The following is an 18,347-nucleotide window of genomic DNA, read 5'->3' as shown; positions in this document are numbered from 1 at the left end:
CTAACAGCTGGCGTGCTTCAAGCCACAGAAAAAGGATTCACCACCATGTCCCTCAACGATCGTCCAGAACCAGCGTCGCTGAACACCCCTGGTTCCCTTGAGGGGCTGCGCGTTCTTGACCTCTCACGAGTTCTTGCCGGCCCTTTCTGCGCCATGATCCTGGCCGATCTGGGCGCCGAGGTCATCAAGATCGAAAGCCCTGAAGGCGACGATTCACGGCATTTCGGCCCCTGGTACAACGGGGAATCCGCCTACTACCGGCTGTTCAACCGCAGCAAGTACGGCCTTACCATGGATCTGAAGCTTGACGAACAGCGCGAACAGCTGCTTGAACTGGTGCGCCGCTCGGACATCCTCATTGAAAACTTCCGCCCCGGCGTGATGGCCCGCCTAGGGCTGGCAGCAGAAGATCTCATGGCAATCAATCCCCGCCTGATCATCGTGAGCATCTCAGGCTTCGGGCAGGACGGGCCGTTGCAGAAGGCACCTGCCTACGACTTGATCGCTCAGGCCATGAGCGGTCTCATGTCGATCACCGGATGGCCAGGAGGAGAACCGACCCGCACCGGTGTCAGCTTGGGCGACCTCATTCCCGGCCTCTACGGCGCCATTGCAGCGCTGGCCGCCGTCAACGAGCGGCACAACACCGGCAAGGGCCAGCAGGTCGACGTGGCCATGCTCGACAGCCTGATCTCGGTCTTGGAATCCGTTGGCATGCGAGCACTGCACGGCGAAGAACCAGTCGCCTGCGGCAACGACCACGCCATGTCGACTCCGTTTAGCACCTATGCCACGGGGTCCGGTTCCATTGCCATTGCTATTGCGGGCGACCGGCTGTTCCCACGCCTGACCGAAGCACTGAACCGACCAGAATGGCTAGAGGACGAGCGATTCAAGGAACAGACGCTGCGCAACACCTACCCGGTCGAGTTCCGCGCGGCGTTGGAAGAAGCTCTGGCTCCGTTCAGCGCCGACCAGGCGATTGCCTTGCTCTCCGAGCACCAAGTTCCGGTCTCGAAGGTACAATCGGTCAATGACGCCTTGGCCAGCGAACATTCGGTATATCGCGGAACTGTTGCGGTGGAATCTGATGGATTCAAGACGTTGGCATCTCCACTGCGGCTGACCGGCTCGGTGCCTCCCTCGCCGGCTCCGGTTCTCGGGCAGCACAACGAGATGCTGGAGCAATGGATTTCCGGCCCTGTGCGTACCGGCCTGTCAGAAGGAAGCGCCAGCATCCGCTAGGCTTCCGGGTTGCTACTCCCCGGCAACACTTCATCGCGCCGGGGGGGGGTAAGCGTATTCCAGTCAGGCACCGCGATCCCAATGCCGTGCCATGACTGTCGGTCAGAACCCTGCACAAGTTTCAGCAGCCAGTAACGGTGTCAGGCATCGTGATAGCCCGGTAGGGAGAATAAGCTCGAACCATGAGCCAAAGCAATGCCTCGCTGTCCATCGGAACTCAGATCCAGCTTTCTTCAAGCCCCAAGAAACCGTGGGGAGCAGCCCAGGGGCAGATCCGGGAAATCGCCAAGGGCATCCTGGCCGATGACGGATCACTGGCTACTGCTCCGGAAGGCGGTTGGGACTGGCGGATCTCGGTCGCATCCATCGAGAAAGCCGGGGACTTCACGCCCTACGACGGTTGCGAACGCACCCTCACGGTCATCGCCGGGGAGCTGCTCGAACTCACCGTCGACGGCGCCTCGCAGGCGCTGGAGATCTACCGGCCCTTCAAGTTCCCCGGCGCAGCGGCCACCTCCGCTGCACTGCCCACCGGGGAAATCCTGGCGCTGAACCTCATCACCCGCAGCGGCAAGGTACGCGGCAACGTGCGCATCGTGGAGCTGTCGAAGAAACGCGAACAGCACCTGTTCGGCTCCCAGTTCGGGGTGCTGCTGCAGGGCAAGGCCAGCGTCCTGCGCGAGAACTCCGAGTCGGCGCTGGAGCTTCGCGACACCGTGATCGGCGGCGAAGAGGATTCGCCGCGCATCAGCGGCCGCGGCTTCATGGCGGTCATCTCGCTGGATCTTCCCTAGGCCCGGTATCGCGCGCTTCCGGCATTTCCACTTCTTAAACAGGCATCGCCCGCAGTCTTCCGTCTCGCCGGAAGACTGCGGGCGATGCCCGAGTCATTTAGCGGCTGGCGACAAACGCCTGCACGCAAGCCTCGATGTCCTCGGCCGAGTGGGCGGCGGAGAGCTGCACGCGGATGCGCGCTGCGCCCTTCGGAACCACCGGGAAGCTGAAGGCGGTCACGTAGACGCCGTGCTCCAGCATCTTGCCGGCCACTTCTGCGGCCTTGACCGCATCCCCGAACATGACCGGGACGATGGCGTGCTCCCCGTCCAGCAGGTCGAAGCCTTCCTCGCTCATGCGGGTCCGGAAGAGCGCAGCGTTCTCGAAGAGCTTCTCGCGCAGCTCGCCCGAGCCCTCCACCAGTTCCAGCGCCTTCAAGGTCGCCGCCACGATGGCAGGAGCCAGCGAGTTGGAGAACAAGTACGGGCGGGCCTTCTGGCGCAGCATCGCAACGATCTCGCCGCGGCCGGAGACATAGCCGCCCGAGGCGCCGCCCAGGGCCTTGCCGAAGGTGCCGGTGTAGATGTCCACGCGGTCAGAGACACCCGCGTGTTCCGGGGTTCCGGCGCCGGTGGCGCCCATGAAGCCCACGGCGTGCGAGTCGTCCACCATGACCAGCGCGTTGTACTGCTCGGCCAAGTCGCAGATGGCTTCCAGCGGGGCGATGTAGCCGTCCATGGAGAAGATTCCGTCGGTGACGATGATGGTGCGGCGGGCGCCGGCCCCGTCGTTCATGGCGGCCGCGGCCTTCAGCTGGACTTCCAGGTCTGCCATGTCCTGGTTGGCATAGCGGAAGCGCGCGGCCTTGGACAGGCGGATTCCGTCGATGATCGAGGCGTGGTTCAGCGCATCGGAGATGATCGCGTCCTGCGGGCCGAACAGCGACTCGAAGACGCCCCCGTTGGCGTCGAAGCAGCTGGAGAACAAGATGGTGTCTTCGGTGCCCAGGAACTTGGAGACGGCGGACTCCAGTTCCAGGTGCAGGTCCTGGGTGCCGCAGATGAAACGGACCGAAGCCATGCCGAATCCGCGCTCGTCCATGGCCTGTTTGGCGGCCTCGATGATGCGCGGGTCGTCGGCCAGCCCCAGGTAGTTGTTGGCGCAGAAGTTCAGCACCTTGCGGGCGTCCTGGCCCAGCGAGCCGGCCAGGATGGACGCGGACTGCGCCGAGTCGATGTGGCGTTCGGCCTTGAACAGGCCCGCGGTGCGCAGCTCATCCAGTTCCCCGGCAAGCTGTTCCTTGAGGTCGGTATACATTCCCAATTACTCCTTGTTGATCCGAGCGATTCTTAGCTGCTGAAGACTGTCCAGTCCAGCACGACCTTGCCTCCGTGGCCGCCACGGGCTGCCTCGAAGCCCTGCTGCCATTCGCTGGCCGGCAGGAAATCGGTGACGACCGAGGAGATGCGCTCGCGCATCAGCTCGGAGCTGGTGAGCATGGCGCTCATGGCATACCAGGTTTCGAACATTTCACGGCCGTAGATGCCGCGCAGGGTCAGCATGTGGGTCACGACCTTGCCCCAGTTGATGTCGATGGACTCGCTGGGCAGGCCGAGCATGCAGATCTTGCCGCCGTGGTTCATGTTCTCGATCATTTCCGGCAGCGCGGTCTTGTGTCCGGACATCTCCATGCCGTAGTCGAAGCCCTCGATCATGCCCAGCTCGCCCTGGGCGTCCTTGATGCGCTGCTTGGCGACGTTCACGGCCAGATCCACGCCCATGGTCTTGGCCAGGTCCAGGCGCTGCTCGGAGATGTCGGTGATGGCGATCTTGCGGGCGCCGATGTGGCGGGCCACAGCGGCGGCCATCAGGCCGATAGGCCCGGCGCCGGTGATCAGCACGTCCTCGCCGACCATTGGGAACTGCAGGGCGGTATGCACGGCGTTCCCGAAGGGGTCGAAGATGGCGCCCAGCAGAGGGGTGATGCGCTCGTCGCGATGCACGTAGACGTTGCTCTCCGGGATGGAGACGAACTCGGCGAAGGCTCCGTCGCGCTGCACGCCCACGGAGCTGACATTGATGCACATCTGCTTGCGTCCGGCCCGGCAGTTGCGGCACAGCCCGCACACCACGTGGCCTTCGCCGGAGACGCGGTCGCCGACCTTGACGTTGTGAACGAAGTCCCCGACCTCGACGACCTCGCCGTAGAATTCGTGGCCTGGAACCAGAGGGGTGTTGATCATGGCCTTGGCGGCCTCGTCGTAGGCTTCGATGTGCAGGTCGGTGCCGCAGATGCCGGTGGTCATGACGCGGATCTTGACGTCGTGGACGCCTACTTCCGGCTCCGGACGTTCAACGAGTTCCAAACCGGCGTGTGGTCCGGACTTGTACAAGGCTTTCATCAGGGATTCCTTTGATCAAGAAGCTGCGTCGTGGACACGAATTATGGGATCAGTTCAAGTGTCGCACCGTCCGGGCACGGATAACACCTTAGTTGATCATCGAAATACTGATCTGACGATTTAGTATTTACTTCATGGAATTACATCAGCTGAGGATCCTGCGCGAACTTGCCGATCTGGGGAGCGTCAATGCGGTGGCCAAAGCGCTGTATGTCTCCCCCTCGGCGGTTTCGCAGCATCTGGCCCAACTCCAGCGCAATTTCACCGCCCCGCTGACCATGAAGGACGGACGGCGCTTGGTGCTGACTGCTGAAGGCAGGCTGCTGGCATCCGCTGCGGCACACGTCGCCTCGACGCTCGCCGAAGCCTCGGCGAAGATCCAGACCCAGGACCAAGACCGACAGACGCCGGTCAAGGTCGCAGGTTTCCATTCCATCGGCCAGACGATCTTCGCTCCTCTGCTCAACTGGACCGAACGCGCCCTGCCGCCCCTGAGATTCTCCGACGAAGATGTCTCGCAGCAGGATTTCCCGGCGCTGACCTCCGCCTATGATCTCGTGCTGGCGCACCGCATGCCCCATACCGCGCCGTGGCCGCAGAACCACGTTGCAGTCATCCCGCTGGCTTTCGAGCCGCTGGACATCGCGCTGCACCGGGATCATCCGCTCGCAGAGCACGCGGAGCTCTCCCCCGAACAGGTCATCGGCGAGCGCTGGGTCGTTTCGCGTTCCGGGTACTCCCCTGCCGACGTTCTGGAAACCATCGCGGCCCTGGCCGGACGCGCACCGGTGGTAGAGCACCGGGTCAACGACTACGCCACCGCCGGGTCGCTGATCGAGACCAGCGGCTGCCTCGGGATCCTGCCGCGTTATACCGCGCGGAAATCCTTGGGTGGCGCGGTGACTTTACGACCAATTCAGGGCCTATCAGCAGGTCGACAAATCGACGTCTTGGTCCGGGCGGAACACCTCCATCGGGAGCCGGTCATGGATGTCGTGGAGGCGATCCGGCAGACCATCCGGGGGCTTGTCGGAGCTTAGCCGAACACGCCATGGCGGGCTTCCCCCGCAGTCTTGGAGTCAGCCAAAGTTGGGCCGTGTGACATGGGGAAATACGCGCACCATGCCACGTGTTTTTTCCCAGTCATTTAACACTCTCTAGTGCTTGTGGGGTCCGTGGTGCAGGCCCATAATGAAGCATCATATTAATGGCAGGGGCAGCCACTTATTTTTTGGGGGCGATTCGCATGAGTCTCCGAATGCGTGCCATCGGTCTGGCCACGGCGCTTAGTTGCGTTCTGTGTGGAATCGGCGCGAGCGCCACGGGAACTTCTGCGAATACCTCACCACCGGCGTTCCAAGACACCCAGATCACCGAAACTATTTCGCCAGCAGCCGTCAGCCTGCCGTCCGTCATGGTGACGCTCGACGAGCTGAATCTGCGCATGGGAAGCGGAGTCTCCTTCGGAATCCTCGCAACGATGCCCAAGGGTTCCGTTGTCTCCGTCCTGAGCCGGGCAAGCAACAGCTGGTACCAAGTCATCTACAAGAGCTATACAGGCTGGGCCAGCGGCAGGTACCTCAAGGCCACCACCCAGACCCTGCCGACGCAGCTCTACACCCAGGATGAACTCAACCTGCGTACCGGCAGCAACGCAACCTTTCCGATCGTCACCGAGATGCCGCGAGGAGCTCGGGTCGATGTATCTGCCCGTGCCAGCAGCGGCTGGTACAAGGTCACCTATCGGGGACGCACCGGATGGGCCAGCGGGTCGTATCTGAAGAAGACACCGCCTTCCACGTCGCAGGGCAAGGGACCCAACCGCGGACCTCGCGTGGTGCTGACCTTCGACGATTGCCCGCGCACCCTGGCGGCCCTCGACTCGGCCATCGGGTACGCAGCAAGCAATGACATGGGCCTGGTCCTCGCTCCGACCGGGGACTGCCTCTCCTCTTTCCGAAGCCGCTACGGCGTCGATTTGGCTGCCCGCGCCCGCGCCAAGGGCCAATGGGTCATCAATCATTCGGTGACGCACCGTGATTTGACCACGCTTTCCTGTGCCGGAGCGGAGCGCGAATTGCTGGGCACCGGCGTGCGCACCAATTGGGGCCGCCCGCCCTACGGTGCACTGGATACCGCGGCCCGGTGCGCTTATAGCAGCATCGGCATGAAGATCTGGACCTGGACCGTCGACACCCGTGACTGGCAGGTTCAGAACAAGGCGATCATCATTTCGCGTGCCTCCGCGGCACGGGCGGGCGACACTGTCCTGATGCACATGCGATGGCAGGGGTTCGCCCCGGATTCGCTGCGCCAGATCAAGTCGAACCTCGCAGCGCGCGGGCTCGGAGTCTGCCGTGCCTATCGCGGCACCAACGAGATCGGTGCGGTCGTCGCTACCCCGAGGATGCTCCCCGATTCGCTTCCGTGTTAGTCAATGCCCGTCCGCTGGACCGAATTAGGTCAACGAACGGGTCATGTAGTTGCTGTATGGGTCCTCGCCATAGGACCCAAACGGGGCGCAGGGCTCGAATCCGTTCACGGCATACAGCCTTCGCGCCGCAGCGAAAAACTCCGCAGACCCGGTTTCAAGCGAGATTCGCGTGATACCCCGCTTCGATGCATCCTCAATGGCGTGCGCCAGCATCCGCGATGCGTAACCTCGCCCGCGCACCCCGGGGTGGGTGCGCATGCTCTTGAGCTCCTCATGTCCCGGTTCCAAGGGTGCCAGCGCGCAGGTGGCCGCAAGCTGGTCTGCGGATTGCCCTACCCACAACCTGACGCCCGGACGCTTCAGCGCTTCGATGCCCCACGCATGCTGTGACTCCGGCGGAGACTGGGGTGCCAAGTCGGAGTGATGCGCGGCAAGGAACGCGGGCAGCCGGGGGTCGGTGAAATCTGCTCGCCGGATAATCATCGTCATGATGCATCACAGTAGCAATGGGACGTTGCGCGAAAATTTCCAACGCATGACGTCGAGAAATATGCACCCTGCACTTCTCGTCCCATCCAATCCGCCACGATTACTCCGGTGCGTGGGTGCACAGAAGCGAGGATTGGTTCCGCTGTACCTGGACGGAATCGCCACCGTGTTCGGCACCCATGGCATCGCTGCGACGCTGGGCATGCTGGCTGCCGTTGGGTCTGGTGCGCTGGCTGTTGCCTGCACCGTGGCGGTGTCTGGCGGCGCAACAATGATGTGTTCCACCGCGTTGGCTGTGGCTCTGACGCAGGACACCGAATAGCCCTCACCTGCTTCCGGGATTCCCGCCTGCCTAGATTATCGGCGGCGCGGAGGGTGCCGGGACGATTTTCAGCGCGTACAGTATTCGCATGAAAATTCTTGACCCCGTCACCCTGCGCGGTGCGCATGTCACCCTTGAACCGCTGTCTCTGGACCACCACGACGAACTGGTGCAGGCGGCCAGCGACGGCGAGCTGTGGAACCTCTGGTACACCTCGGTGCCGCGCCCCGATGACATGTGCAAAGAAATCCGCAGGCGTCTGACGCTGCAATCGGAAGGTTCCATGCTGGCGTTCACCACCCGGCTCAACGATCCCGATACCGGCCTGCCTGGCAGGATCATCGGCATGACCACCTACTGCGGCATCGACCTCGGGCTGCCCCGCGTGGAGATCGGCTACACCTGGAACGCGGCCAGCACCCACGGTTCCGGTGCCAATGCTGAAAGCAAGCGGCTGCTGTTGGGTTACGCCTTCGAAACGCTGGGCTGCGAGGTCGTGGTGTTCTGCACGCACTGGATGAATTTCCAGTCGCGCATGGCGATCACGCGCCTGGGCGCCAAGCAGGACGGGGTGTTGCGGGCCCATTCGCGGATGCCTGACGGGTCGCTGCGCGACACCGTGGTCTTCTCGATCCTAAAAGCCGAGTGGCCTCAGGTGCGCAACGAACTGGATCGACGTATCGCCGCCCATTCTTGAGGACTTACACCACTCGCTCCAGACCAGATCCGCCCGTTGCCGGGCCGGATACCTCTGGGCTCACGGGAAAACCTGTGCGTCTCATGCCGGCGAAACGACAAGGCTTCCGAGAACAAACTATTGTTGAAGACGTGACACCGAATGGCCGCGGGCTGAGTGCCGACTCTGTCACCAGCGGCACAGCACATTCCACGCTTTCAACCGGATGGGAACTCCACGCCTTGCTTCAAAAATTCTCTGCCGTCCTTTTCGACTGCGACGGGGTCCTGGTGGATTCCGAGCTCATCACCAACTCCGTTCTGCGAGGCATCCTGCAGGAAAACGGATGGGACATCAGCATGGAAGACAGTATCAAGATCTTCATCGGCAAGGCGCTGAAGGACCAGTGGGAACCGATCTACCAGCACACCGGCGTGCGCATCGACGACACCTGGATTGCCGGCTTCCGTGCCCGTCGCGACGAAGCGTTGCGTACGCAGCTGCGCGCGGTGGCAGGATCCACGCAGGCCGTGGCGGAAGTAGCCAGCGCCTACGGTTCGAAAATCGCCTGCGTCACCGGTGCCGACCGCGCCAAGGTGGAAATGCAGCTTGCGCTGACCGGGCTCGACAAGTATTTCGGAGACCGGGTGTTCAGCGGTTTGGAGTTCCCGCGCAGCAAGCCGGCCCCGGACGTCTACTTGGCCGCTGCCGAAGCGTTGGGCATCGATCCCCGCGGGGCACTGGTCATCGAGGACACCGTTACGGGTGTCACCGCCGGAGTTGGGGCCGGGGCGACGGTCTATGGCTACTCCTCCGGAGGCCCGACCAGCACCGATCCCGGGGCACTGCTTCAGGCCGGCGCCAGCACGATCTTCACCCACATGGACCAGCTGGCGGATCTGGCCATCGAGGCGAAGTAGCACGACGGGCCAAACGACCCCGCAGGGCTCGGTGAACCATCTGGTTCGCCGAGCCCTGAGTTCATTTTCGGACTACTTAACTGCTTCGGCCTGCTGGTCGGCCTCGAAGTAGCGCACCACGTTCTGGTCCTGGGAAGGGATTTGCAGCGTCTGCCCCTGATCGCGCAGCGAACGGGCGCCCAGATCCCCCACGGCCACTGCCGCGCGGGCGTTGTTGTCCAAGACCAGCGGTTGGGGCAGGGCTTCGAGCATGCGCTGCGCAGGGACCTGCGACCATCCGGCTCCCGCGTTCTCGACGATCAACCCCTGTTCCCGATCCACGATGCCGCCGGTAGCCACCCCGGTGCCCAAGACCGGGCGTCCGTCGGCATGGTCCGCAACCAGCTTCTGTGCCTGGGCGATCACCAGCTCAAAGGCCGTTGCCGCGGCCATCCCCGAGTGCGGGACGAGCACGGAGGCCTTGGCAACTCCGTCCAGCCCGGTCAGCACGATACCCGTGACTCGCGGGCCGAGGTGGATCCCCATAACCAAGTTCGAGTCGGTGTCAACGCTCAGAGGAACCCTCGGACGGCCCTGCCCCGCGGCGACCGGCGCAGATTCGCTGATCAGCCGATGTTCCAGGAGGCTGGCGGCAATGCTGGTCACCGAGGCGACGCTGATGCCGATGGCATCCGCGATGTCCTTGCGCGAGCGCCCGGGCGCCGCGAAGATCTCCTGGAGCACCGACGCGAAATTCCTGGCACGAGCCGGATCGATCTTGTGAGACATGTAGCGATGAACCTTTCGAAGGGCCAATTGCCCCATTTTGGTTAGCATTGCTTATTCTGTCACCAATGAAGTGTGCCTTGCGCATCAGGCAGGCCAGCTTGCCTCCCCGCCAACTAGTGAAAAGTCTCCCGGCAAGTCATCGATGTTCAGCGTAAAAGAAGCTCTAGGGTTTCCCTGCCGACAATGCCCAACGGATCCTGTTCGGCCAGGCCCGATGTCAGGATCGCATATCGCAGGGCCCATCCCCGCGCCCGCAGCCACAACGGACTGCCTTCAAGCACACCATAGTGGGCCATGAATGATTCTGTACCCGAGACGGTGAAATGCATCCACGCCGCACCAAGATCCGACGCCGGATCCCCGGTGCATAGATCCCCGAAATCAACCAGGGCTGCCAGTCGTATTTCCCGGCCGTGCTGTTTGATGATCGTGTTGTGGGGATGCGGATCACCGTGCAACCACAGCGGCGGTCCTTCATGCACCGGCGCTTCCACAGCTGCCCTCCACACTTCGACGGCGGCTGCCCGCTGTCCGGACGCCAATAAGGAGATTTCTCCACGCGTTTTAATGTCCAGTGTCTGCAATGGGCATCCACGATAGTCGCTGACGGGCCGGGGGTCCGTTGCCGGCTGGTGCAGTAGGCGGAAATAGGTTGCCATTTCCGGCGCGTATCCATCACGCAAGGGGCGTCCGATTCTCGCGGCACTCTGCCCCGGAACATATTTCACCACTGAAAACGTAAAAGGGTAGGCCGCGTTAGGCTGTCCCTCGAAGACTATGCTCGCTACGTCCTGCCCGGTTTCCCGGACGAGTTTTGGCAGCCATTGACGTTCGTTTCGCCCGGTGGCCTCGCCCATTTTTCGTCTCGGGAGTCGAATCAGCAGTTCATCGCCTAGTCTGTAAACCTCGTTATCCCAGCCGGTCGCTACGTAGGATAGATCCCATCCGGCCCATTGCGGTACCTGTTCCTGAAGTAATTCGCGGACAAGGCTACGAGTGATTGCTACTTCTGCGGCTGGCAGCCCGGGCACGGCTGCAGAGGCTTCGGTCATTGATCCATCCTAGGCGAACCGTCCGGGTAGACTGGGCGCGACGTTCAAAAATACGTAGTCCACTACCGGTTTATCCAAACCCTTTCACTGACTAGTATCGGTCCTCGCGTCTTCAACGAGCAGCTCCCTGGTTGTGATCACACACGAAGTCCGCTGGATCTCAGATTGTCCTTTGAGCCGGTTGTTCTCCCCTGTGTCATCGCACCAATCCAACTCATGTGGGTAGGCGACGACCTGAGCTACCCCAGGGGCGGCCTTCGCATCGATAGTGTAGCGATAGCTGAATTCGCCATCGTCCTTCATCGGTGCTGTGGTGTGCAGGATCCGTTCGCCGGTGGCATCGGTGATCTCCAATTCAATTTCTGCCTGCGCTCCATAGGCCGGGTTGCACAGGGCTGGCGGCGCTGCGATCACCACCTCGCTGCCCGCCGGGGCTGATGCCGGGCTGATAGTGAAGTGCGGGGGCATACACGAGGTGTCAGCTTGTCCCCCGGGACCCCATGCTGTGCCGCATCCGGTGATCCCCACCAGCATCGCGGCACCCAGCAGTGTCCGCCCGGCCCGTGCATACAGTGGACTCACCCCTTGTTGCCCGTTCATGCCCGAAGAATATCAGCAGAAGCGCTCGCCAGGGAGGGCGACAACGAAGCCTGGTGTGCCATGCTCAGCTGCGGGTCGTCCGGACGATCCAGCTGCTGATGGTCGCCGGGCGTCTGATCTTCAAGGTGGTTGATGCCCCTGTTGAAAATCAGCGACGACGTCCTGTAGTTCAAAGGTTGCAGTCTCGACGGATTCCCAGTCGACTCGAATCATGGCAAAGGCTATCGATGCAGGAAACTGTCCGACATCAGTTGGCCAGCCCTAGTGACAGCGAGCTTGCGTGACGACGACGGCAGGTACGGAGGTCTTGCGCATGGCAACGTCGTTGTCCCGAGGCTGTCCCTCGACGCGGATCACTTCTGGCACTTCGGTAGAGACGTTGTCGGCAAGCACCTGCAGAACTACAGTTCCATGCCCAGCCCGCAGCATCCTGCAGCGGGCCCCAGATCGACCAGCGGTCCATGATCACTCAACTCTTCAATACTCGCTACCACGAAACAGTGGATCCCCGTCGCAGATCCAGTATCCCTGCGACGACGAGTTCCAGACCCAGCCATGGTGCACGAGTCTGGCGGCTTCCTCCGCGGACCGATGGCTACTCACGCGGGCTGGGTAGCTGCTCGATTTAATGAATTCAGAGGCATCGTTCTCGGTCAGATGATCAAAACTCATCAACACGGCGCAATTCTGTTTTCGCGGCAAAGCCGAATCGCAGTTTCCCGATATTTTCTGTCCGATCAGACAGTAGATACCGGGTTGCCGGTTTCTGCTTCCGTGGTCAATGAAATGATGGAACTGGCTCAAAACTACAGCAAGGAATCGAACTTCATCATGACAATGTCCATCGTTCGCTATGCAGATTTATCGCCGCAATTATGGAAGAACGGCAAGGGTGTTACGCGCACGCTCTTCAGCGACGACCTCGCGAACGGCGGCGACTGGACGTGGAAGATCAGCATTGCCGAAATTACCGGTACCCAGCCCTACAGTCGGTACCCGGGAATTCGACGCAGCCAGGTGGCGCTGGGTCCTGGCGCCGTCGATTTGGTCGTCAACAACCGCCAGATAGACCTGCCGGTAGAAGGCATCATCGTTTTCGAAGGCGAGGACGAGGTTGAGGCAACTCCGCGCAGCGAAGGATTCCTCGACCTGAACGTCATGGCACTTAGGGAGAACTGGGACCCGCAGGCATTGATCCTAGATTCAGCGGTCATTGAACCGAGCGCTGAAGTTCTCCAGATGCTCATTGCCCTGCATGATCACTGCACGGTCAATGGAGAACAGCTTGCCTACTTGGATGCCGTGAAACTTGTGCCCGGTTCCCCCGCTACAGCCACCGGCAAGTTCGTGCTCGCCTCGCTGGCACCCCAGTCCTGAGTTTTCTCTGCCCAACTATCGGCCCAGCGGTTTCGCTCTTTCCCGCGGTGCTTCTTCTACGCTGCCTCCCGCCCGGCAATCGGAAAAGACAGTTTGATTCAGCGACACCGTGCGCAGCTGTTGCCAGTCGAGCGTGTTCCTCATGGTGGGCAGGTTTAGTTGCCACCTAGCCGCCTGATCCCAAGCGGACCAGCCAGCATAGATCCTTTAGCTACCGTAGCGTCGCGAAATCACAGAAGTGGCGATCTACCCACAGTCCCACGATGGCCTTCCGCGCTACTGCGACTGAGCGTAATGTAACTACTGTAGGTACTTCGATCGGGGGTCAGAATGAACACAACATTTACCAGCCGAGAATTCAATCAAGACGTCTCTGCTGCAAAGAAAGCGGCTTTGCATGGTCCCGTGACCATTACTGATCATGGGCGCCCTTCGCACGTTTTGCTCAGCGTCGAGGACTACGACAAACTGCTGGGCTCAGACAGGAAACTTGGCGATATCCTCTGGAGCGGTCAGAACACTGAAATTGAGCTCGAAATTTCAGAACGTTCGGTGTCACGACCGCCGGTTGAGCTATGAACTATCTTCTCGACACGAACATTCTGAGCGACGCACGGCGGCGTAGTTCGCCGGCACTGAACAACTGGCTTTCCCAGCAAAGGATATCCGAGCTGGCGATTAGCGTTATCACTATTTTCGAACTTGAAAAAGGAGTTCAAAGGCTCGAACGCCGAGACAACGTTCAAGGTCGCTTGCTTCGAGAATGGCTTGAACACAGTGTTCGAACGACGTTCTCTCGCAAAATTCATCCGGTTACCGAGGAAATTGCAACAGTGGCGGCCGGCCTGCACGTGCCAGATCCAATGCCCGAAATGGATGCCCTGATTGCTGCGACTGCGCTTGTGCACGGGATGACTCTCGTAACGCGAAATACAAAAGATTTTAACCAGATTAGCGTCAGATTGCTCAACCCTCATGAACTTTGAGGGCTAGCGACGCCTGGATCTTCAATTTCCACGGCATCAGCTCCAGCTACCCGTTGTGCATAGTTGTCGCAGGACCAGGCAGGACAATCGCACCGCCATTCTGGACAACACCCAATACCAACGCGGCCGCTGTCCGTCCCTCGGTACCAACTTGCCGTCGAGAACCACCTTTAAGCACCGATGGCCCGCACTTCAAGAGTGCGGGCCATCGGACGTTGGTGAAGCTCGGGCTAGAGTCCCAGCTTCTCCATCACGATCTCGCGGACGCGACCGGCGTCGGCCTGGCCGCGGGTGGCCTTCATGACCGGGCCCATCAGCGCACCGATGGCCTGCATCTTGCCGCCCTTGATCTTCTCGACCACGTCAGGCATGGCGGCCATGGCGTCATCCACGGCCTTGCCCAGCGCATCGTCGTCATTCACGACGGCCAGCGAGCGCTTCTCGACGATATCCGTCGGGGAGCCCTCCCCTTCCAGCACGAATTCGAGCACCTGGCGGGCGATCTTGTCATTGATCTTCTTCGCTTCGATCAGCGAGTTCAGCTCAACGATGGTCTGCGGCGTAACACCCAGATCTGCGATCTCCTTGTCGGAGGCCTTGGCCAGACGGGCGATCTCGCCCATCCACCACTTGCGGGCCACGGCGGCGGAGGTGCCCGCGGCAATGGTCGCTTCGATCTCGTCCAGTACCCCGGCGTTCACCACGTCGCGGAATTCCTTGTCCGCGTAGCCCCAGTCGGCCTTCAAGCGCTTGCGGCGGTCTGCCGGCGGCTCGGGCAGGCGGGAACGCAGTTCCTCCACCCATTCGGCGGTGGTGATGATCGGCACCAGGTCAGGCTCCGGGAAGTAGCGGTAGTCATCCGCGTCCGACTTCGGGCGGCCCGAGGTGGTGGAGCGGGTGTCCTCATGCCAGTGGCGGGTTTCCTGGACGATCTTCGCCCCGGAATCCAGCACCGCTGCGTGGCGCTCGATCTCGAAACGCACCGCGTGCTCCACGGCACGCAAGCTGTTCACGTTCTTGGTCTCGGTACGGGTGCCGAACTTCTGTGCGTCCTTCGGCATCAGCGAAACGTTGGCGTCGCAGCGCACGTTGCCGCGTTCCATCTTCGCGTCCGAGACACCCAGGTTCTTCACGATCTCGCGAACCGCCGCCACATAGGCGCGGGCCAGCTCCGGGGCGCGCTTGCCGGCGCCCACGATTGGCTTGGTCACGATCTCCACCAGCGGCACGCCGGCGCGGTTGTAGTCGACCAGCGAGTAGTCGGCGCCCTGGATGCGTCCGGCGGCGCCGCCCATGTGGGTCAGCTTGCCGGCGTCCTCCTCCATGTGGGCGCGCTCGATCTCCACGCGGAAGACCTCGCCGTCCTCCAGCTCGATGTCCAGCCAGCCGTCAAAGGCGATCGGATCATCGTACTGGGAAGTCTGGAAGTTCTTCGGGGTGTCCGGGTAGAAGTAGTTCTTGCGGGCGAAGCCGCACTTTTCGGCGATCTGGCAGTTCAGCGCCAGGCCGATCAGGATGGAGTACTCCACTGCGGTCTTGTTGACCACCGGCAGTACGCCGGGCAGGCCCAAGTCCACCGGGGTGACGTTGGTGTTCGGGTCGTCGCCGAAGGCGTTCGGGGCGTCGGAGAACATCTTGGTTTTGGTGTTCAGCTCAACGTGGACCTCGAAGCCGAGCACCGGATCGTAGCGATCCAGGGCCTCGTCGAAATCGACTAGTTCATCGGTGTAGTTGCTCATGATTCCCTAGGCCTCCTGCGCGATCGAAGCGGTGTCAATGGCCGGTGCCTGCGAGATCAGGGTGCGCCCCCACTGCTTTTCAAGCAGCGTCTCCAGTGCGGCGCCGGCGCGGTACAGACGGGCATCCTCGTACGCCGGAGCCAGGAACTGGATGCCCACCGGCAGGCCCTCGGACAGGCCGCCGGGCACGGTGATGCCCGGGACGCCGGCGAGGTTTGCCGGGATGGTGGCCACGTCGTTGAGGTACATGGCGACCGGGTCGTTGTCGTTCGCGCCGAGCTCGAAGGCCACGGTCGGAGCGGTCGGGGAGATCAGCACGTCGGCCTGCTCGAACGCGGCGTCGAAGTCGCGCTGGATCAGGGTGCGGACCTTCTGGGCCGAACCGTAGTAGGCGTCGTAGTAGCCTGCCGACAGGGCGTAGGTGCCCAGGATGATGCGGCGCTTGACCTCGTCGCCGAAGCCGGCGGCGCGGGTGGCGGCCATGACGCGCTCAATGGTGAGCGGGCCCTCGGTCGGCAGTACACGCTGGCCGAAGCGCACGCCGTCGAATTTGGCCAGGTTCGAGGAGACCTCGGAAGGCATGATCAGGTAATAGGCGCCCAGCGCGTACTTGAAGTTCGGGCAGGACACCTCCACGATTTCCGCGCCGGCGTTCTTGAGCAGTTCAAGGGACTCGTTGAAGCGCGCCTGCACGCCCTCCTGGTAGCCCTCTCCCTGCAGTTCCTTGATGACGCCCACGCGCACGCCGGTCAGGTCGCCGGCGGCGCCGGTCTGCGCGGCGGCCACCAGGCCTTCGAGGTCCTGCGGCAGCGAGGTGGAGTCCTTCGGGTCGTGCCCGCCGATCAGTTCCTGCAGCAGTGCCGAGTCGAGCACGGTGCGGGACACCGGGCCGATCTGGTCCAGCGAGGAGGCCATGGCGATGGCGCCGTAGCGCGAGACCGCGCCATAGGTCGGCTTCACGCCCACGGTGCCGGTGACGGCGCCCGGCTGGCGGATGGAACCGCCGGTGTCGGTGCCCAGGGCCAGCGGAGCCTCGAAGGCGGCCACTGCCGCGGCCGAGCCGCCGCCGGAACCGCCCGGGATGCGGCCCAGGTCCCAAGGGTTGCGGGTCACGCCGTAGGCCGAGTGCTCGGTGGAGGATCCCATCGCGAACTCGTCCAAGTTGGTCTTGCCCAGCATCGGGAGCTTGGCGGCGCGGATCTTCTCGATCACGGTCGCGTCGTACGGGCTCATCCAGCCATCGAGCATCTTCGATGCCGCGGTGGTGGGCTGTCCCTTGGTGACGATCAGGTCCTTGATGGCGATCGGCACGCCGGCCAGCGGGTGCAGCGCTTCGGCCTCGGCGCCGCCGGCGGCGCGGATGGCGTCGACCTCGGCGGCCACGGCGAGCGCTTCCTCAGCGTTCACGTGCAGGAAGGCGTTCAGGGTGCCGTCGACCTCGGCGATGCGGTCCAGGTGCGCCTGGACGGCTTCCACGGAGGTCACTTCGCCAGCACGCAGCTTGGCGGCCAGTTCTGCGGCAGAGAGCTTAATCAGTTCGTTCACGTGGATTATTCACCATCCAAAATTGCCGGGACCTTGAAGCGGTCCGAGTCCGAATCCGGCGCGTTGAGCAGCACTTCGTCAATGCTCAGCGTCTGGCCCACCACGTCCTCGCGCAGGACGTTGGTCAGCGGGATCGGGTGGCTGGTTGCTGGAATGTCGGAGGAGGCGACTTCGCTGACAGACGCGATGGCACCGACGATTGCGTCGAGCTCACCGGTCATCTTGTCCAGCTCTGCGTCGCTCATCTCGATGTGGGCCAACTGTGCCAGGTGCACAAGGTCCTCACGGCTGATGGCAGACATATATCTCCCTAGAATGGGCGGATGGGTTTCATAGACAAGTCTATCCCGTGCCGGACTGCCATCAGGCCGTAATGTGGCGCATCAGCTACGCTGTGCGCAATACCAAACCGGTCAGGTCCTGCCCCAGGGCGTTCTCCCAATATCCCACGACCCCGGACCGGGTGCCGGCCGAGCGCACCGGGCGTCGGATGATCTGCAGCTTCTTTCCAACGGCGTCCTTGGTCAGGATCACACGCGGTTCATCCGCGAAGGATTCGGTATGGTGCTGCGCGACGGCCTTGCCTTCGGCGAACGCCTGCAACCGCGCCGTGAAGACCGGGTCGCCTTCGGCGTCATAGATGTAGCGCTTGCCCAGAATTCCATGCTCGCTGGTCCCCAGCAGGTACTTCTGGGCCCCAGACAACGGTGCGTCCCGGTAGGTCAGCGGGACGTGGTAGATGACGTCGCTCAGATCGGCGTTATCAGCATAAAGACGGAACTCGATGCCGACCTCCCCTGCAGGGTCTTCCAGCCGGAAGCCGCCGACGTGCTTGAGCTGCGGCTTCTTCTTGCCGGTGAAGAAATCCTGGCGGACCAGCCAGTCTTCAACCAGTTCGTTTTTGCTCGGCTTCATCGTCGTGTTGTAGATGATTCCCATGCGCATCGACTTTCAGGTGGGTTGTTTTGGCACAAGTACTGCACCAAATGATCAGGAGCCAGGACGTTTATGCCTAGCA

The 18,347-nt window shown here is 62.2% G+C and carries 20 protein-coding genes; 10 read left to right on the top strand and 10 right to left on the bottom strand.

The features are described from left to right. The first annotated feature begins 45 nt into the window (after positions 1 to 45). Both IEY43_RS05395 and IEY43_RS05390 read left to right on the top strand, forming a co-directional pair. The gene (locus IEY43_RS05395) at positions 46 to 1,245 is read left to right on the top strand and encodes a CaiB/BaiF CoA transferase family protein (protein WP_188947583.1); all 1,200 of its coding nucleotides are present in this window, start codon (positions 46 to 48) and stop codon (positions 1,243 to 1,245) included. Between the two features lie 182 nt (positions 1,246 to 1,427). Continuing rightward, positions 1,428 to 2,039: a HutD/Ves family protein gene (locus IEY43_RS05390; protein ID WP_188947582.1), complete on the top strand. Its 612-nt coding sequence runs from the start codon at positions 1,428 to 1,430 to the stop codon at positions 2,037 to 2,039. A 97-nt stretch (positions 2,040 to 2,136) separates the two neighbouring features. Here IEY43_RS05390 and IEY43_RS05385 read toward each other — a convergent pair whose 3' ends face one another. Together IEY43_RS05385 and tdh are read right to left on the bottom strand one after the other, a co-directional pair. Next, positions 2,137 to 3,336, bottom strand: a complete 1,200-nt coding sequence (locus IEY43_RS05385) for a glycine C-acetyltransferase (RefSeq protein ID WP_188947581.1) — start codon at positions 3,334 to 3,336, stop codon at positions 2,137 to 2,139. 32 nt (positions 3,337 to 3,368) lie between these two features. After that, positions 3,369 to 4,421 carry an L-threonine 3-dehydrogenase gene (tdh, locus tag IEY43_RS05380; protein WP_053797581.1) on the bottom strand — a complete coding sequence of 351 codons (1,053 nt, stop codon included), beginning with the start codon at positions 4,419 to 4,421 and terminating at the stop codon, positions 3,369 to 3,371. A 134-nt stretch (positions 4,422 to 4,555) separates the two neighbouring features. Between tdh and IEY43_RS05375 the strand changes: the two genes are divergently transcribed. Both IEY43_RS05375 and IEY43_RS05370 read left to right on the top strand, forming a co-directional pair. After that, positions 4,556 to 5,461, top strand: coding sequence for a LysR family transcriptional regulator (locus IEY43_RS05375; protein ID WP_188947580.1), 906 nt, complete (start codon positions 4,556 to 4,558; stop codon positions 5,459 to 5,461). 374 nt (positions 5,462 to 5,835) lie between these two features. Beyond that, positions 5,836 to 6,855: an SH3 domain-containing protein gene (locus tag IEY43_RS05370; protein ID WP_188947579.1), complete on the top strand. Its 1,020-nt coding sequence runs from the start codon at positions 5,836 to 5,838 to the stop codon at positions 6,853 to 6,855. Positions 6,856 to 6,879: 24 nt separating this feature from the next. Here IEY43_RS05370 and IEY43_RS05365 read toward each other — a convergent pair whose 3' ends face one another. After that, complete coding sequence (locus tag IEY43_RS05365; RefSeq protein ID WP_188947578.1) at positions 6,880 to 7,344, bottom strand: GNAT family N-acetyltransferase; 465 nt, start codon at positions 7,342 to 7,344, stop codon at positions 6,880 to 6,882. 112 nt (positions 7,345 to 7,456) lie between these two features. Here IEY43_RS05365 and IEY43_RS05360 point away from each other — a divergent pair, with 112 nt between their 5' ends. From IEY43_RS05360 to IEY43_RS05350, 3 genes are all read left to right on the top strand, one after another. Beyond that, complete coding sequence (locus tag IEY43_RS05360; RefSeq protein ID WP_188947577.1) at positions 7,457 to 7,666, top strand: hypothetical protein; 210 nt, start codon at positions 7,457 to 7,459, stop codon at positions 7,664 to 7,666. Positions 7,667 to 7,754: 88 nt separating this feature from the next. Then, positions 7,755 to 8,363, top strand: coding sequence for a GNAT family N-acetyltransferase (locus IEY43_RS05355; protein ID WP_188947576.1), 609 nt, complete (start codon positions 7,755 to 7,757; stop codon positions 8,361 to 8,363). 221 nt (positions 8,364 to 8,584) lie between these two features. After that, the gene (locus tag IEY43_RS05350) at positions 8,585 to 9,262 is read left to right on the top strand and encodes an HAD family hydrolase (protein WP_229777287.1); all 678 of its coding nucleotides are present in this window, start codon (positions 8,585 to 8,587) and stop codon (positions 9,260 to 9,262) included. A gap of 72 nt (positions 9,263 to 9,334) precedes the next feature. Here the strand turns inward: IEY43_RS05350 and IEY43_RS05345 are convergent, their stop codons facing one another. The 3 genes from IEY43_RS05345 to IEY43_RS05335 form a co-directional block, all read right to left on the bottom strand. Next, positions 9,335 to 10,030, bottom strand: coding sequence for an ROK family protein (locus IEY43_RS05345; RefSeq protein WP_188947574.1), 696 nt, complete (start codon positions 10,028 to 10,030; stop codon positions 9,335 to 9,337). Between the two features lie 146 nt (positions 10,031 to 10,176). Continuing rightward, positions 10,177 to 11,082 (bottom strand): aminoglycoside phosphotransferase family protein, encoded by a 906-nt coding sequence (locus IEY43_RS05340; RefSeq protein WP_188947573.1) that lies wholly within the window; start codon positions 11,080 to 11,082, stop codon positions 10,177 to 10,179. 84 nt (positions 11,083 to 11,166) lie between these two features. Further along, positions 11,167 to 11,682, bottom strand: coding sequence for a hypothetical protein (locus IEY43_RS05335; RefSeq protein ID WP_188947572.1), 516 nt, complete (start codon positions 11,680 to 11,682; stop codon positions 11,167 to 11,169). A 555-nt stretch (positions 11,683 to 12,237) separates the two neighbouring features. Between IEY43_RS05335 and IEY43_RS05330 the strand changes: the two genes are divergently transcribed. The 3 genes from IEY43_RS05330 (at position 12,238) to IEY43_RS05320 (ending at position 14,045) form a co-directional block, all read left to right on the top strand. Further along, positions 12,238 to 13,059 carry a HutD/Ves family protein gene (locus IEY43_RS05330; protein ID WP_188947571.1) on the top strand — a complete coding sequence of 274 codons (822 nt, stop codon included), beginning with the start codon at positions 12,238 to 12,240 and terminating at the stop codon, positions 13,057 to 13,059. Between the two features lie 330 nt (positions 13,060 to 13,389). Next, positions 13,390 to 13,638, top strand: a complete 249-nt coding sequence (locus IEY43_RS05325) for a type II toxin-antitoxin system Phd/YefM family antitoxin (RefSeq protein ID WP_188947570.1) — start codon at positions 13,390 to 13,392, stop codon at positions 13,636 to 13,638. Beyond that, the gene (locus tag IEY43_RS05320) at positions 13,635 to 14,045 is read left to right on the top strand and encodes a type II toxin-antitoxin system VapC family toxin (RefSeq protein WP_161447715.1); all 411 of its coding nucleotides are present in this window, start codon (positions 13,635 to 13,637) and stop codon (positions 14,043 to 14,045) included. The genes IEY43_RS05325 and IEY43_RS05320 overlap by 4 nt, the downstream gene beginning before the upstream one ends. Positions 14,046 to 14,275: 230 nt before the next feature. Here the strand turns inward: IEY43_RS05320 and gatB are convergent, their stop codons facing one another. From gatB to IEY43_RS05300, 4 genes are all read right to left on the bottom strand, one after another. Further along, positions 14,276 to 15,784 carry an Asp-tRNA(Asn)/Glu-tRNA(Gln) amidotransferase subunit GatB gene (gene gatB / locus IEY43_RS05315; protein ID WP_188947569.1) on the bottom strand — a complete coding sequence of 503 codons (1,509 nt, stop codon included), beginning with the start codon at positions 15,782 to 15,784 and terminating at the stop codon, positions 14,276 to 14,278. 6 nt (positions 15,785 to 15,790) lie between these two features. Continuing rightward, on the bottom strand, positions 15,791 to 17,329 hold the full coding sequence (gatA, locus tag IEY43_RS05310) for an Asp-tRNA(Asn)/Glu-tRNA(Gln) amidotransferase subunit GatA (RefSeq protein WP_374189847.1): 1,539 nt from the start codon (positions 17,327 to 17,329) through the stop codon (positions 15,791 to 15,793). Between the two features lie 5 nt (positions 17,330 to 17,334). Further along, the gene (gatC, locus tag IEY43_RS05305; RefSeq protein WP_188947568.1) at positions 17,335 to 17,631 is read right to left on the bottom strand and encodes an Asp-tRNA(Asn)/Glu-tRNA(Gln) amidotransferase subunit GatC; all 297 of its coding nucleotides are present in this window, start codon (positions 17,629 to 17,631) and stop codon (positions 17,335 to 17,337) included. An 85-nt stretch (positions 17,632 to 17,716) separates the two neighbouring features. Continuing rightward, a complete protein-coding gene (locus IEY43_RS05300) occupies positions 17,717 to 18,244 on the bottom strand; it encodes a maltokinase N-terminal cap-like domain-containing protein (RefSeq protein ID WP_188947567.1) in 528 nt (175 codons plus the stop codon). Positions 18,245 to 18,347: the final 103 nt, after the last annotated feature.

The sequence above is a fragment of the Glutamicibacter protophormiae genome (assembly GCF_014647495.1).
GTDB lineage: Bacteria > Actinomycetota > Actinomycetes > Actinomycetales > Micrococcaceae > Glutamicibacter > Glutamicibacter protophormiae.
Note: the sequence above shows the minus strand (reverse complement) of the source record. Positions and strands in the feature narration are given on the sequence as shown.